Here is a 16,427-nt window from a genome sequence, read left to right on the forward strand (position 1 = left end):
AAGACCGGGCTGCTTTTTTTATCAGTTTTTGGCCAGTGTATAAATCTCCCCATCCGAATGATTACAGATATAAAACTCATTATTGAGGTCCTCGCCGAATGCCGAGATAGCGGGAGTGCCGCTGATGGTTACCGCACTTGGAGTAGCTTTTCCGTCCTGATAATCCAGTACAAATATTTTACCGCTGACGTAATCCCCGAAAATGTATTTCCCTTTCAGTTCCGGCCATTTTTTTCCCCTGTAAACATACCCTCCGGTCACTGACCTGCCATCGCTGCCCTGTTTGTAGAACCAGACAGGAGGTAACAGACCTGGCGTATTGCAATCAGGTTTACTGTCGCGGCCGTGGTAACATTCATTGGCTTCCATGATTTTCCAGCCGTAGTTGCCACCTTTGACGATGATGTCGATTTCTTCCACACTGTTTTGTCCCACATCTCCGGTCCAAAGGGTGTTGGTGGTCCGGTCAAAACTGAATCTCCAGGGATTTCTGAGGCCATAGGCATAGATTTCTTCTACAAAACCCTCCTTGTTGCCTGCATAAGGATTATCTGCAGGAATGCCGTAATTCCCTTTGTCGCGGGCATTCACGTCTATTCTCAGCATTTTGCCGAGATAGGCCTTTTTGTTCTGTGAGTTATTGTGAGGGTCGGCCCAGCTGCCGCCATCACCGGTAGAAATGTAAAGCAAACCGTCGTTCCCGAAAGCCAGCTGCCCGCCGTTATGATTGGAGTAAGGATCATCAAAAGTAAACAGGATTGTTTCGCTTTCAGGATCAGCAACTGTTTTGTCGGCAGACACTTTGAAGCGGGAAACCACCGTTTTGCGGTTATCGCCCCTGCCTCCGATATAGTTTACAAAGAAGTACCCGTTTTTTTCATAATCAGGATGAAACGCCAGGCCCAGAAGTCCCATTTCACCACCATACTGTACTTTCTTTTTAATATCCAGGAAAATGGCAGCCGTTGAAACATCCGGTTTATTCCTGAAAACCTTGATGACTCCTTCCTGTTCTACGACAAAAAGCCGGTCTGATCCGTCAAAGGCATGGGTAAAATCGACAGGATTGTCAAATTTAAGCTGAGGAAAAGCCTTAACTGCTTTATAACCGGGGGCCACGCTGCTCTCTGTTTGATGAAATTTATTTTTGTAAACGAAGGCAGACAGGAATGAAAGAGCCAGGACGCTCATTGCCAGGTTGAATTTTTTCATGAACTATCATTTAAGATTTATTACGGTAAGTTCCGCAATAATCTTCTAATTATCAAGCCCGTATTTTGTCTCCTGTTTTTGAAACGGGACAAAAGAATAGCCCCCTGAAAGTCTTCATTGTTCGCTTTTAGAGGGCTATTCGCTTATAATACAAATGATTATCCTGTATTCTGATTCAACTCCCGCAGATTATTTTTTTACCAGTGTATAAATTTTCCCACCGGAATAATCGATCAGGAAAAGCTCATGATCGGCGTCTTCTCCGAATGCCGCAATGGTGCTCACATTGTCGATGGTCACGTCACTTTTGGTGGCAATCTGTTTGCCGTCATAATTCAATGCCCAGATTTTACCGCTCACATAGTCTCCGAATACATATTTTCCGACCAGTTCAGGTATTTTCTTGCCCCTGTAAACGGCTCCGCCTGTAACCGAGCGACCATCACTGCCTTGTTTATAACTGAAAACCGGCGAGATCAGGCTGGACATGATACAGTTGGCGTTGTTCTGATAACACTCATTACCTTCCTTGATCTTCCATCCGAAATTAGCCCCTTTTACAATGATGTCAATTTCTTCCACTTCGTTCTGACCCACATCTCCGGCCCAAAGGTTTTTGGTTTCAGGATCGAAGCTGAATTTCCATGGATTACGAAGACCATACGCAAAAATCTCTTCCCTGTTGCCAGCTGTGTTGTTTATAAAAGGATTGTCAGCCGGGATGCCATAGTTGCCTTTGGTGGTGGCGTTTACGTCTACCCTCAGCATTTTACCCAGAAGGTTTTTGAGGTTCTGGGCATTGTTTTGCGGATCGCCGCCGCTTCCGCCGTCGCCGGTTGCTATATAGAGATAGCCATCCGGTCCAAAAGCAATTTTACCTCCTTTATGGTTGGTATAGGGCTGATCATACGTAAAAAGAATGGTTTCAGAGCCGGCATTGGCCACACCGCCGGTGGCTTTGTATCTGGCAATTACCGTTTGCCTGGTAGGCTCGCTGCGGTTATAGTTGACATAGAAATAACCGTTGTTTTTATAATCAGGATGAAAAGCTAGGCCCAGCAAACCCATCTCTCCGCCCGAAGTGACTTTGCTCCGGATATCCAGGAAAATGCTGGCTTGATCGGCTGTTTCTTTGTTGTCAAATGCTTTGATGATCCCTTTTTGCTCTACCACATATACTTTGGACGTACCGTCGCCTGCGTGGGTAAATTCTATCGGCATGTCAAAAGTAAGTTTTGGAAAAGCATCAGCCGGTTTTAAACCTTTAAAGGTGGTTCCCGGTGTTTCGGGATCTGTTTCCGGGTCGGTGGATTTGTCTTTGCAACTGCTGAGCGGCAGGCTTAATAAGAATAATAGTGTCAGTTTTTTCATGGTCAGAACGTTTTGGTCATATTTATCTAAACGGCAAACAGCTTCGTATGTTTTCATAAAGACCAATAAATGTCGCTTATTCAGTCAATCCGGGCCGGGCAGGCTGTCATCCTTTTTTCCCGTCCGGCATACTGCCTGGCCGGCTCCCCTCATCCTTTCTCCTTTCAATCCAATATCACCCACTTTGGGTGAGTAGCAAAAGTTAAAAAAAGTATTATTTTTGACGAAAAAAGCTTTGAAAAAACTCCTTTATGTCCTCTTGTTGCTGTGTGTCCGGCAGTACTGTTATGCAGTGGTTCCGGATAACATCAGGCAATGGTCTATCGGAGACGGGCTGAGCCAGAGTGAGGTCCGGACCATTAACCGCGACAGTCACGGCATGATGTGGTTTGGCACCCTGGACGGGCTCAACAGATTTGACGGCTATGAGTTTAAAAAGTTTGTCAGAAACCCTTTTGACGAATCAAGCCTCTCGAACGATATCATCAATACTACTTTTGAAGACAGCAACCGGGACATCTGGGTAGGTACCAACAGAGGATTGAACCGCTTTTCGTTTAAAAAAGGAAATGTGGAGAGAATTAAACTCACAGGAGCACGGGCCGATTATGTGTTTACGATCGCAGAATCTCGGAACGGGAATTTATTGATAGGAACGCACAACGACCTCATCAGGGTCACTAAAAAAGGGGATCAATACCTTTCAGCTTCACTTTTGCCTAAAGAACCGCCATCTGATCCTAAATCAAGGGTAAACTATATCGGTAAAAGTTCGTCGGGAGGGTATTGGGTTTGTAAAGCCTCCGGTCTTCACAAGATGAATTTTAACAAAAATGATGAAATTACGGGCAACAGGAAATACGAGTTTGAAGACATAAAGTTCAAAGAAAACAGGATCAGGAAGTGCCAGGAAGATGCCAGGCAGAACCTTTGGATCGTTTCGGGCTTTCAGCTTTTTATCCTTAAAAAAGGGGCGTCTGTGATCACCAAAGTGAACTTGCCGGCCGGTTCATTTCCGGAAAGGATCACGACCCTTCTGATTGACAAATACGGGTTATTGTGGCTTGGGTCTACGAATGAAGGCGTATTCAGGTATAAAATCAATAAAGACGGCACACCGGAAAAACTCGACAGGATTGGAGCGGGAAGTGACAGGCCTAATCTGTCAGCGAAAACGATTCTGACCCTGTATGAAAGCAAAGAAATAAATGATGACGATGTTTGGGTAGGAACCAGCGAAGCCGGGGTCTTCCAGTTCAGCCGTTCCAAAAATAACTACAAACACTGGCATGAACTGCTTAAAAATGAACCGGCTTATTCCAAGTCTATCTTCTCCCTTTGTGCAGCCCGGAACGGGGAAGTATGGGCCGGTACGCTGGAAGGTTTGCTCCGCTTTAATAAAGATGCCGATGGTTACAAAAAGTTTATAGCAGACCCGAAAAGACCGGAGAGAAATGCCTTCCAGTCCATTCTCGAAGACCGCAAAGGACGATTGTGGCTGGGAAGCAATGAGGGTTTGTACCAGTTTGACAGGGCCAGGGAAGCCTTTAAACCTTTTGCTATCCCAACCGCCAACGGGCATATGCCGATGGTCATGAAGGTCTTTGAAGACAAGGCCGGGGTTATTTGGGTCGGCACGTCCGATTATCTTCTGAAGATCAATACCGATGACTCGTTTGACATTATCCAGAATGTGGTTTTTGAAGGGAAAATGTTTAAGATCGGTACGGTGGGGGATATTGAACAGGAATCTGAAAATGCCTATTGGCTCGGAACAAGCCATGGACTATACTTATTTGACGGCAAAAAGATCATCCGTGCATTTGTGTACAAACCTGATAATCCTAAAGGCCTGATGGAAAATATCATCCTGGATGTATTTCTGAGTCCGAAAAAAGAGGTCTGGGTGGCCACTACCAAGGGACTGAGCAAAGCAGAGAAAGTAAACGGAAAAATAGAGTTTAAGCACTACACCGAAAGGAACGGTTTACCCAATTCATTTGTGTACGGGATTCTGACCGACGCCGGAAATAACCTATGGTTCAGCACCAACAAAGGCCTGGCCGTGCTGAACCCGGCCACGGGAATCATTAAAAACTACCAGGAAAATGACGGCCTGGGAGGCAATGAGTTTAATTCGGGGGCTTTTGCCAAAAGCAGTACAGGCGAAATGTTTTTCGGGGGATTAAACGCCCTGGTCAGTTTTAACCCGGATAAATTCATAGAGAATAATCATATTCCGAAACTCTCGGTTTCGTCCCTGCAACTGGCTGAAAAAGAAGTGAATATAGACAGCCTTGTTTACAACCGGCTGGCTTTGAAAATCCCTTATGATGAGAATAATGTCAGGCTCAGGTTGTCGTCTCTCGACTTTACCAACCCAGAAAAAAATGAGTATGCCTACAGGATCAGGGGTATTCACGATCAATGGGTAAGCAATGGTAAGCAACGTCAGCTTTCGTTTTTTGATTTGCCTTACGGCGAATACATCCTGGAGCTTAAGTCATCTAATAACAATAACGTCTGGAATGACCATGACATCCTGACGATTCCGCTTCATATTGTGCCGCCGTTTTGGAGAACGTATCTTTTTTATGCCCTGATGTTCCTCCTGGTTTCGGTTCTCATCTATCTTTTTTACCGGAACAGGCTGCAGTCCAAGCTCAGGTTTTTAGTGGCCATGGAGACCGTCAGGCTGGAAGAGAACGAAAGGGTCCGGAAAATCGCTTCACAGGACATGCATGATGAGTTCGGGAATTCACTGACCAGGATTTCGATATTGACGGAATTGATAAAAGCCAAAATCAATCAGAAAAAAGATGACGACGCCCTGAGCTTGCTGACGAAGATCGCAGATAATTCAAACAGGCTGTACCAGGGCACGAAAGATTTTATATGGTCGATCAATGCCGAAAACGATAATTTGTTTGAAGTGGCGATCCGGATCAAGGATTTTTGTGAAGAAGTGCTTGATAATTCCGGGAAAACGTTTGATTGCGAAGGCATTTCTGAAAAAATGCGTGAAATCAACCTGAATCCCGGAGCCAGCCGGCATGTCGTCATGATCTTTAAGGAAGCCGTGATGAACACCCTGAAACACTCGGAAGCCACCTGTGTGAAGCTGAGTTTTGAAATAGAAACGGACTCGGTACTGATCTGCTGGGAAGATAACGGCAAGGGATTTGCCGGATGTGAAAATAAAGGGCTGGGGCTCACCAATATGAAGAACCGTGCAGACAGGATAAAGTCCGTGCTTTCGCTGGATTCGGACAAAGGGACGAAAGTGATGCTCAGGGCCCCATTTAAACAAAACAAATGAAATGAAGACCACTATCTTTATTTCTTTAAAAAAATTAAACAGATGAAAGACTCAGATTTTCTTATAAATCCTATCAGGATCAGCCTTGTTGAAGACGATGAAATCATCAGGGAAGGATTCTCCGTGCTGCTGAACCAGACCCCTAAATTCAATGTGGTCAGTACGTATGGCAATTGCGAGGATTTCCTTAAAAATATCAACAATGACAAGCCACAGGTGGTGCTGATGGACATCGAATTACCGGGCATGAACGGCATCGAAGGCATAGAAAAAGCCAAGAAGATCAACCCGAAAATACAGGTGATTGTGGTGACGGTTTATGAAAACGACGACCTGGTATTCAAGGCCTTATGTGCCGGAGCAGGCGGATATCTGACCAAAAACGTGCCTTCACAGTACCTGAGTGATGCCATTTTTGAGATCATCAACGGCGGGGCACCGATGAGCACGAACATTGCCCGGAAAGTAGTGGCATCCTTTCAGAAAAATCACCATTCGCCTTTGTCGGCCAGGGAAACCGAGGTACTGGAGTTGCTGGCGAAGGGCAAGAGCTATTCCAACATAGCGGAAGAACTGTTTGTCGAAAAAGAAACCGTCAGGACACACATTAAAAACATCTACTGGAAACTCGAAGTCCACTCCAAAGCCGAAGCCCTCGAAAAAGCCAAAAAGGAAAAATACATTTCCTGATCCGTTCTGCCGTTCATCCAAATCACCCATTTTGGGTTAATAGTTTATGAGGTAAGGGTAAATACCTTTGCTTCAATAAATTATGAAACAGCTATGATTAAAAAATTACCCTTATGGGTCTTACTCTTTTCGTGGATAAGTACAACCGCCCAGACTACATTTGAAGGCACCGTCAAAGGAACTGTGCTGGGTTCAGACCAGAAAATGGTGGAGTTTGCCAATGTCATCTTACATCGCTCGGCAGACTCCGTTTTTGTGAAGGCCACACTCACTGATGCACAGGGAAGATTTGAATTGGACAAGGTGGCGGAAGGGCATTATTTTGTGGTCATTTCCCAGATCGGGTATCAGAAAACCTATTCCCCGGCCTTTTTTGTCAATACAAACAACAGCACGGTCAATCTCAGCGACCTGCTGATGAAAACAGAAGACAAAAACCTCAAAGAAGTAACCGTGAGGGCCACCAAGCCCTTTATTGAGAGAGAACTGGGCAAGGTGATCATCAACGTCGAAAACAGCCTGGTGAGTGCCGGAGCTACGGCCATTGAGGTGCTGGAGCGATCTCCCGGTTTGTTTGTCGATTCCGACGGACGCATTACTTTCAAGGGGCGTTCAGGCGTCATTGTGATGATTGACGGCAAGCCTTCTCCGCTTTCTGCTGCCGACCTCGCTACGTATCTGCGAAGCCTGCCTTCCAATGTGATCGAAAAGGTGGAACTGATTGCCAATCCTTCGGCCAAATACGACGCTTCAGGCAACTCGGGCATTATCAACATCAAGCTGAGAAAAGAGAAAAACCTGGGCACGAACGGCAGCATCAACCTCTCAGCCGGACACGGCAGGTACCATAAACTGAACGGCGGAATAACGCTGAATCACCGGACTAAAAAGCTGAATATCTTCGGTAACCTGAATACCGTAGCCAACAAAGGATTTAATAACCTGGTGCTTGACCGTAATTTCTCTGAGAACGGCAAAGTGACTGGTGTGTTTTTGCAGAATAATGACATTTCTTTTCCGGTCAAAAGCCTCATTCCGAGGGTAGGGCTGGATTATTATGCTACTAAGAAAACTACCCTGGGTGTGGTGGTAAGCGGCCTGGTCAATGAGTTTTCGCCGGGTGGGAACAATAAAACAGATGTGCTGGACGGCTCAAGGGTCAAAACCGGGAGCTTTGCCACGGTTAATAACACGCAGTCTTCCTGGTATAATTTTGCCGCCAATGCCAACCTGAAACACACGTTTGACTCTACCGGCAAGGAGCTCACAGTGGACTTTGATTATGCCAGGTATTTCAATACTTCCGACCAGAATTTCACGACGGACTATTTCAATGCCAAAGATGAATTGCTCCGGAGAGCCATCCTGATCGGGGATGTGAAAGGCGGTCTCAATCTGTTGTCATTCAAGGCGGATTATGTGATGCCCGTGTCTAAAAAACATAAGATCGAGACGGGTCTGAAAACGAGTTTTGTAAAGAATGATAACGATATTAAGTTTTTTGACCGGGTAGGAGAGAATGACCAGTATAACAAAAACCTGAGCAATCACTTCATATATGATGAAAACATCAATGCGGCCTATCTGAATTTTATCTCACAGGCTGAAAAGGTCAACTGGCAGCTTGGATTAAGGGCTGAACACACCCTGGCGAATGGCAACCAGATCAATACAGACTCGGCCTTCCATCGCAATTACCTGCAGTTTTTTCCTAGCTTATCGGTCAATTATGACTATTCAAAAAAGCACAGCCTCAGCCTGACGCTCAGCCGGAGGATTGACAGACCCAACTACCGTCAGCTGAACCCGTTTAAGTTTTTCCTGGATCCGACTACCTACCAGGAGGGCAACCCGTTCCTGCTGCCCCAGATGACTTATGCGGCGGAAGTTTCTCATACGTTTAATAAGGCTTATACCTTGTCGGTGTCTTATAACCGCACCACCGATTACATCGGTTCGGTATTGTTACAAAATGACGCTGACCGTGTGACGATCCAGACAGATAAGAACATCGCTACTTCCAACAATTACGGCCTTGAATTCTCCGCTTCAAAAAAGATCGGCAAATGGTGGAATTCAAACACTACTCTGAATGCCTTTTATAATGATTTCAAAGGTGTGATAGCCAATGCAAGCCTGAACCAGGGAAGTCCGTCGTTCAGCATCAACTCGTCCAATTCGTTTGTTTTGCCTGCAAAATCGACCCTGGAAGCCAATATAGTTTATCTGCATAAGCAAACTTATACCATCTCGTATCTGCAGCCCTTCTTTAATTTTTCAGTGGGATATCAGAAACAGATCCTGAAATCGCAGGGTACCGTCCGGTTGAATGTATCGGATATTTTCTGGAAGAATTATCCCCGCGGCGGGACAAAGTTTGCGAACATCAACGAGACTTTCGTCAGCAAGCGTGACAGCCGCGTAGCCACGGTGACGCTGACTTACCGTTTCGGGAAAAATACGGTTGCTCCCGTAAGAAGACGCAGCAGCGGAGCTGAAGAAGAAAAAAGAAGGGTTCAGGTAGGATGATAAACACGAAAAATATGAAAAAGCTATTCAATGTAACATTTCTGATGCTGCTTGCTGCCGTGGCTTTTGCCCAGCAGGAGGGCACACTCTCGGGCCAGGTGACTGAAAAAGACGGTAAACCCCTGGAATTTACTTCCATTACGGTACATCATACCAAAGACTCAGCTTTGGTCAAAAACGGATTTTCGGATGAATCCGGGAAGTTTCTGTTGTCTAAAATTCCTTTCGGTTCCTATTTTCTAAAAGCAGGAATGGTTGGTTTTGAGACTTTCAGATCCCCTGCCTTTTTGCTTTCAGCAGAAAACCCGGTGATAGATCTGAAAAATATCACGCTCGCCAGGTCGGTCAACCAGCTGAATGAAGTCACGGTCATCCATAAAAAACCGTTTATTGAGCGGCAAATCGACAAACTGGTGGTGAATGTGGAGAGCAATATTTCAATGGCAGGAAACAATGCCCTGGAGATACTGGATAAAATTCCGGGCGTCAGGACTGACGCCGACGGCAATGTTTCGGTGTATGGAAAACAAGGCGTCCAGATTTTTATGGATGGAAAACCGAGTAATCTTTCTGCCACAGATCTCGCCAATATCCTGAAGGGAGTGCTGGCCAGCCAGATCGAGAAAATAGAGATTATTACCAATCCTTCCGCCAAATATGATGCCGCCGGAAACATGGGGATCATCAACCTGGTGATGAAAAAAGACAAGAGATTCGGTACCAACGGCTCTTTCAACACAAGCCTCGCTTTAGGTTTACACCTGAGACAGAATGCCGGGTTCAATCTTAACTACAGGAAGAATAAACTCAGCCTGGGAGCCAACCTGACGGAAGGCTGGGGCAAAAGAGAAAACCGGGCCGCCATTACCCGTAATTTCGGACAGGAGGTCAGCACAAGGCAGTTTTTTGATCAGAAAGCCACCACTGTCAGTACTTTTTTTACAAAAAACGCAAAACTGACCGGGGATTATTATTTCAATAAAAAGGTAGTGGCCGGGGTGTCAATAGGCTTGATCAATAATCATTTTAACACCAATACCTGGTCTTTATCCGACCTAAAGAATGCCTCAGATGAAATTCAGCTGAAAAACCGTTCGGATGTGAGCAACAGGGACAAATGGAACAATTATACCGTTAACGCCAACCTGAAATATACCATTGACAGCCTGGGCAAAGAGCTGACATTTGATGTGGACTGGCTGGCTTATCTTCAGAATCTGAACCAGCATTCCGAAAACAGTACGCCCTACACCCGATCAGGAGAAATGATACCGCCTTATAACCTCAGGGGAGACCTCCCTTCTGTCATTCACATCAGGTCATTCAAGGCCGATTATGTTCATCCGCTGACGCCGAAAACGAAGTTTGAAGCGGGATTGAAAACCAGTTTTGTTGACAATGACGGTGACGCCCGATATTACCTGGAAACAGACCAGGGTGAAATAGCGGACCAAAGCCGGACCAATCATTTTCTGTATGAGGAAAACATCAATGCCGCCTATCTGAATTTCAATACTGAACTGAACAAAACCACGGTTCAGCTGGGCTTAAGAGGTGAATATACACACCTTAAGGGTAACCTGCTGACTTATGATACCGTTTTTACGAGAGATTATCTGAAGCTGTTTCCGACCATCTACCTGAGCAGGACTTTTGCGAAAAAGCATTCAGTTACCCTCAATACAGGCAGAAGAATCCAGCGGCCTAATTACCAGGATCTTAATCCGTTTAAGTTTTTCCTTGACCTTTATACTTACCGCGAAGGCAACCCGAATCTGCAGCCGCAATTTTCCTACAATACAGAGCTGACGTACGGCTATAGTCAGAAAATATTTGTGAATTTTTACCTGAACCGTGAAACCAAGTCGATATCAACCGTACTTTCTCAGAATGACGTAACAAAAGTCGCCGCACAGACGCAACTGAATCTCAATGACGGCCGTACTATGGGATATAATATCTCGGCCCCGGTTGATTTTATAAAGAATAAATGGACAGCCAATCTGTTCTTCAATCACTGGAATGACAGGCTTTGGGGAAAAGTGCAGTCGGAGTCGTTTGACAGAAGCCAGAGTTCATTTTTTATACAGGCCAGCAATAACCTGATCCTTAAAAAAGACTGGACGGCTGAGTTCGGGGGATATTATATCAGCAAACAACTGTACGGCACTTTTGTATTCAACTCACAACTCCAGGTGAATGCCGGCATTCAGAAGAAAATTTTCAACAAGAAAGGTACTTTAAGACTTAACGCCAACGATATTTTCCTGACCCAGAAACAACGCATGACAGTTCAGTATGCCAACGTGGATATGAAACTCAGAAGAAGGCTTGACAGCCGGTTCGTGACAGTGGCATTCAGTTATAATTTCGGAAGCTCGACCGTTCAGGGTATAAGAAGACGTAATGGAGGTGCGGATGAGGAGAAAAATAGAATTCAGGCAGGGACTTCTGCCTGATTCTATTTATTTTTATCAGACGATTAACGCTGAGAACACTGAATTTTAACCTGAAACCCATTATACCTATGAAACCCGGAAAAGTAATTTTACTGTTCCTTTTGTCCGTCGCCTCCCTATTAAACGCACAAACCCCGAAAAGACTCGCCTGGATCGGCATAACCGGTAAACCAGCGGACAACGGCTTCGTGATAGATTCTGTCGCTCCTAAATCCACCTTTTCTGTTTTGCGGATAAAAAAGGGCGACATTCTGCAATCTCTTAACGGTCAGGCAATAAGCACCCAGGAAAGCCTGGGTAAAGCTGCTGCAAAAATCAGGGAGAAAGACGGAATCAGGATAAAATACCTCAGGAACAATACGGAAGAAACAGCTCAAACCCAAGCCATTCCGAAGCCTTTTGAAACTTCGGCCATCGCCGATATTGATTATGATTGGGTGGCTTTTAAAAACGGGCATCTGAGGACCATCACCCGTAAACCCAAAGGAAAAACCAATGTTCCTGCGATTTTGCTGATACCGGGATATGGATGCGGGTCCATTGAAGGTTATTCCCAAAGCTATAACGGTAAACTGATGAACGCCTGGCTGGAAGCCGGGTTTGCGGTAGTCACCATCGAAAAATCAGGGATGGGCGACAGCGAAGGCTGTGCCCCGTGTACAGAAGTGGACCTGGCCACAGATATCGAAAGTTTTGATGCCGGGTACAAATACATGGAAAACCTGCCTTACGTAGACAAATCCCGCTTGTACATCTGGGGCCATTCTATGGGAGGTACTATCGCTCCGGAAGTGGCAAAGCTGCACAATCCCAAGGGTGTGATGGTTTTTGCCTGCGTGTTCAGACCCTGGAGCGAGTTTCTGCCTGAAATGCACCGGGTTCAGAAACCCTTGATGGAAGGGCTCACTTATCAGCAGACGGAGACGTTTATGAAAGGCATTCAGAAGATTTATTATGAATTCTTCGTGCTGAAAAAATCACCTGCCCAGATGCACGAAAATCCTGAATATAAAGCCCTGGTGGAGAGCGAACTGAACTATCGGGAAAACAGCAATAACATGTGGGGGAGGCACTGGAGATTCTGGCAACAGCTGGATTCGGTTAACCTCGCTAAAAGCTGGCAGGAGATTAAGTGCCCTGTGCTGGTGCTGCACGGCGGAGCAGATTATGAGCAATGCTCACCTCTGGAGCCCCTGATGATCAGGGAAACTGTCAATGAAGCACACCCCGGACACGCAGAACAGGTGACAATTCCGGACCTGGATCATTTTATGATGAAAAGCAAAGACTGGAAGGAAGCCTATCAGCATTTCAAAGACCGGGAATATCTGAAAGGTAATTTTAATGAAAAGATAGCTTTAGAAACGGTTAAGTGGCTTAAATCAAGATGATCTTAAGATCGACCGAGGATTCTCAGGTATTTCTTTTTTACTACTTTCGAGTTGAGAAGGCATTGAATAATTCCTTCAAAAACAACATCGTTTAGCGTGCCGAAAACTTCATAATCGATATCTTTCCGCGGGTATTTTTCCAGGAGTTCTGACTGGCAAAAGTCATCGAGTAAATGGCCGTAAATAAAGGTGTCTTTTGTAAAACACTTCCTGTTGGTGGTGATTTCTAATCCTTTCTCTATCCGGTAACAGTTAAAGCCGCATTCCGGTAGTTCAATACAGCCTGAGGCATGATCGCAGAATTGAGGAACATAATCTTTGCTGCTCGGAAGTGCAGCTAATAAGTTAATATCTCCATCCAGTTTAAGTACCAGGAAGAATTTAGGTTTGTAAGTTCCGTTTTTGAAATAGAAAGGTTTAAAAAGGATAATGTTTCCCTCAAGCAGCATTTTAGTTGTGTTCTAAGAACTCCTCATAGATTCCCTTTTTCTTCTTATCGTGAAGAAGGAGTTCTGAAAAATCTATTTTGAAGTCGGTGGTGTTTATTTTTTCGTTTTGGAGCAGGTCCAGCACATCGTGTTTTTTCGCAGCGGTATGCCACAATGAACCTTCTTTATGGGTGTATTCAACAAGATATTTGGATGTTTTGTTACCAAATTCTGCTATTACACTGTCCAGAAGATCCAAATCATTCTGAGAGAATTCATCGTCACAAAATTCTTTTTCCGGAATGATATTTCCTTCAATGGTAGTTTCGTCCCTGGTAAAATAACCTTTAAGGAAAGTGGGCTTGTCTGACAATTCGACAAAAATATCCTGCGAAACCGGCCCGAATTTCCAGACTTTATATTCAAGATTCAGAAAAGGTAATCCACTCTTTTCGATGGATTTTTCGTCGAGGATATACAGCAGTTTCAGAATCGTAGTTTTGGCCGGGGATTTGATTTTCCGGGCAAGATAAATAATGGTATTCCCGATTTTAGATACCTGGTCCTTAGAATAAGTATGATATTGTCCGGCTTCAGAATTCATAGTCGCCAAGGTTAAAAATATGGAGTGCTAAAAGTTTATGTGATCTTAATTTACAACAAATGTATTAATTTTTTTCAGGATTGGAAATTCAATCAAAAAATTTAACAAAATACCCGCCCCATCAGAACCTGAACTTCTTCTGCCAGTGAAAAGCCTCCTTTTCTTTTTTGATCGAGCCGTTGTCGAGGGCAGCTTTGAGCCTGGGATTCATTTCTCCCTGAGAGGTGAGATGCCAGCCGCCGCAGTCATCACAAAGGTAAACGGCTTTGGAAGTATTGTGGTCAAAACGGATGCGGGCTTCAATCAGGGCATCGGTGGCGATACTCTCTGAAGCATAAACCCGCTTATTTGTGCTGCATTTTGACATGCCGCAAAAATACGGAAATAACCTTAAAATGTAAGGCTAAACATAGCCTGTGCGGTATAAAATAAAAAAATCCACCCAAAATGGGTGGAGATTTTTCATTAAAAACCTAAACTATAATTAGTTGTCTTTATTGATTCAGCCAGGCTTTTCTCAGGTTGACCTGAGCTTCTGTAGCCTCTGGATCTTCTGCAATGACGTTTGTTCTCATGGCTTTGAATGACTGCACTTTCGCTTTAAGCAGTACGGTTTCTTCGTTGCCGTTCTCATTTTTTCTCAGCACACCGACAGTCAGATCATCCCCGTCTTTGACGGTTTCGAGCCATTTGGTTCTGAATTCGGCATAGCTTTGAATCGTTATTTCTTCTCCGTTGACGCTCTGAAGGATGTCGCCTACCTGGTATCCCAGTTCTTTTCCTTCCGCATTCATCTGGTCTGTATTGATGACTTTGAACTTCCCGTTGGCAGGAGCCATGCTCATGTTGCCGAGGTTGTAAGTCGTAATGATTTTTTCTTCTTCGTATTCCAGCCCCACTTTTTTTAATATCTCTTTCAAAGGCAGCTTTTCGCTACCCTCCACGTATTTCACCAGGAAGTTCTTAATGGCCGGTGAGCTCAGTGCCTGGATCTCATCAAACAACTGATCATCCTGGAAATGCTGGTCTTTGCCGAATTTCTTCGAAAGGTCAAGTACCAGGTCGATGATACCTTTTTTGCCACCTGATTCTTCTCTGAGCAGGATATCGAGGCATAAAGAGATCAAGGCTCCTTTCTGGTATACATTACCAAACTGACTCTGGTGTTTTTTCAGGACCCCTTTACTCATTTCAGTAAAAGAAAGCCTGTCATCAAACTGCTTCTGAGAGCTGTTGATCTTTTCAGTCAGCACTTTATAAAGCTCTTCCGGTGATTTCAGTCCGTACCTGGTCTGGGCAATATGAGCATGGTATTCCGTGGAGCCTTCATATAGCCAAAGGTGCTTCGACATCTCCGGGTAATTGAAATTGAAGTCATGAATCTGCTCCGAATGAATGTTCAGAGGTGTCAGGATATGAAAAAACTCGTGAGCGGCAATATCGGTAAAATACGGTCCGAAAACTTCCTGCGGGTATTCCTGGAAATAATAAACGGATGAATATGAATGTTCCAGGGCCCCTTCAGAACCTGACAAACCCGGCTTGTTGTCAAAATAAACCAGGAAAGCGTATTTATCAACCGGCAGAGTGCCTCCAAGGTATTTCCCCTGGGCCTGAAGTAAAGGATCGACCTGCTCGGCCAGGAATTTGGAAGTAACCTTGCCGGAAGGTGAATAAACAGAAATCAGGACATCGGTATTGCCTACTTTGACCGTCGTGGTGTCCGGTTTACAATACAATATAGGACTGTCTACCAGTAAATTATAGGAATCTGTCAGGAAAACATCCTGCGTGTTCGAATGGTCGCTGTCTGTGAGTGCAGTGCTTCCGTAAAAATCAGGAGTGTGTTTGATCGTCACTTCGTACGCCGATTTTTCGTACCCCGAAAAATATCCGAACAATCCGTGGTTATTGATCAGGTAAACTGTGTCTTTCTCAATGGAAGTGCCGGAGGGCTCAAAAATGGTATTGTCGGCTTTATCATAAGCATCAAAAGTATCATTGACCCTGTAAGTGATTTTGACAAGTTTGTCCGAACGTTCGATCAGCCAGCCGTTTTTATCCAGTTTTTTGGTTTTGAGAATGTTGCCTTTTTTGTCCAGTGCCTTGAAATCTTCAATAAAACGACCATAATCGTCTTCTGAATAAGTACCCGGAACAGTTTTGGGAATAAAGAACTTCAGGTCCTTTTTTTTGAAAGAGGGACAAGTCAGTTCAACACTCAACTGATCATTGGAAGATTGTGTCAAATCAACCGAGTACCGGAGTACCGGTTGATTTTCCTGTGCACCGGCTGAAAACAGCGTGCCCGCAAAAATTATAAGTAATAGCTTTTTCATAAAAACATTGATGCTACAAAATTAAATGATGAATATAAATTTTAACTCACCCATTTTGGGGTAATTATCAGATTTTTTTAAACTG

At 44.6% G+C, this 16,427-nt stretch carries 11 protein-coding genes; 5 read left to right on the top strand and 6 right to left on the bottom strand.

The genetic code is table 11. The annotated features are described in order from the left end of the window. Window positions 1-21: 21 nt before the first annotated feature. Together GVN16_RS08635 and GVN16_RS08640 are read right to left on the bottom strand one after the other, a co-directional pair. Window positions 22-1,212 (bottom strand): sorbosone dehydrogenase family protein, encoded by a 1,191-nt coding sequence (locus tag GVN16_RS08635; RefSeq protein ID WP_229244100.1) that lies wholly within the window; start codon window positions 1,210-1,212, stop codon window positions 22-24. A 189-nt stretch (window positions 1,213-1,401) separates the two neighbouring features. Next, the gene (locus tag GVN16_RS08640; RefSeq protein WP_166563462.1) at window positions 1,402-2,583 is read right to left on the bottom strand and encodes a sorbosone dehydrogenase family protein; all 1,182 of its coding nucleotides are present in this window, start codon (window positions 2,581-2,583) and stop codon (window positions 1,402-1,404) included. 235 nt (window positions 2,584-2,818) lie between these two features. On the opposite strand from GVN16_RS08640, the gene GVN16_RS08645 reads away from it, so the two are divergent. The 5 genes from GVN16_RS08645 to GVN16_RS08665 all read left to right on the top strand — a co-directional run bounded on the left by GVN16_RS08645 (window position 2,819) and on the right by GVN16_RS08665 (window position 12,971). After that, window positions 2,819-5,902, top strand: coding sequence for a sensor histidine kinase (locus tag GVN16_RS08645; protein ID WP_166563463.1), 3,084 nt, complete (start codon window positions 2,819-2,821; stop codon window positions 5,900-5,902). A gap of 42 nt (window positions 5,903-5,944) precedes the next feature. After that, window positions 5,945-6,592 carry a response regulator transcription factor gene (locus GVN16_RS08650; protein WP_166563464.1) on the top strand — a complete coding sequence of 216 codons (648 nt, stop codon included), beginning with the start codon at window positions 5,945-5,947 and terminating at the stop codon, window positions 6,590-6,592. Window positions 6,593-6,685: 93 nt separating this feature from the next. Then, window positions 6,686-9,121: a TonB-dependent receptor gene (locus GVN16_RS08655; protein ID WP_166563465.1), complete on the top strand. Its 2,436-nt coding sequence runs from the start codon at window positions 6,686-6,688 to the stop codon at window positions 9,119-9,121. 14 nt (window positions 9,122-9,135) lie between these two features. Further along, window positions 9,136-11,580 (top strand): outer membrane beta-barrel protein, encoded by a 2,445-nt coding sequence (locus GVN16_RS08660; RefSeq protein ID WP_166563466.1) that lies wholly within the window; start codon window positions 9,136-9,138, stop codon window positions 11,578-11,580. A gap of 68 nt (window positions 11,581-11,648) precedes the next feature. Then, window positions 11,649-12,971: an alpha/beta fold hydrolase gene (locus GVN16_RS08665; protein WP_166563467.1), complete on the top strand. Its 1,323-nt coding sequence runs from the start codon at window positions 11,649-11,651 to the stop codon at window positions 12,969-12,971. A gap of 2 nt (window positions 12,972-12,973) precedes the next feature. Here GVN16_RS08665 and GVN16_RS08670 read toward each other — a convergent pair whose 3' ends face one another. The 4 genes from GVN16_RS08670 to GVN16_RS08685 form a co-directional block, all read right to left on the bottom strand. Continuing rightward, window positions 12,974-13,420 (bottom strand): hypothetical protein, encoded by a 447-nt coding sequence (locus GVN16_RS08670; RefSeq protein ID WP_166563468.1) that lies wholly within the window; start codon window positions 13,418-13,420, stop codon window positions 12,974-12,976. Between the two features lies 1 nt (window position 13,421). Next, the gene (locus GVN16_RS08675) at window positions 13,422-14,003 is read right to left on the bottom strand and encodes a Panacea domain-containing protein (RefSeq protein WP_166563469.1); all 582 of its coding nucleotides are present in this window, start codon (window positions 14,001-14,003) and stop codon (window positions 13,422-13,424) included. A gap of 121 nt (window positions 14,004-14,124) precedes the next feature. Continuing rightward, entirely contained in the window at window positions 14,125-14,370 is a 246-nt protein-coding gene (locus tag GVN16_RS08680; RefSeq protein WP_166563470.1) for a hypothetical protein, read from the bottom strand. 127 nt (window positions 14,371-14,497) lie between these two features. Further along, window positions 14,498-16,342 carry a peptidase M61 gene (locus tag GVN16_RS08685; protein WP_166563471.1) on the bottom strand — a complete coding sequence of 615 codons (1,845 nt, stop codon included), beginning with the start codon at window positions 16,340-16,342 and terminating at the stop codon, window positions 14,498-14,500. Window positions 16,343-16,427: the final 85 nt, after the last annotated feature.

Origin of the sequence: Emticicia sp. CRIBPO, from assembly GCF_009905725.1 — a bacterium.
In the GTDB taxonomy this organism is placed as follows: Bacteria; Bacteroidota; Bacteroidia; order Cytophagales; family Spirosomataceae; genus Leadbetterella.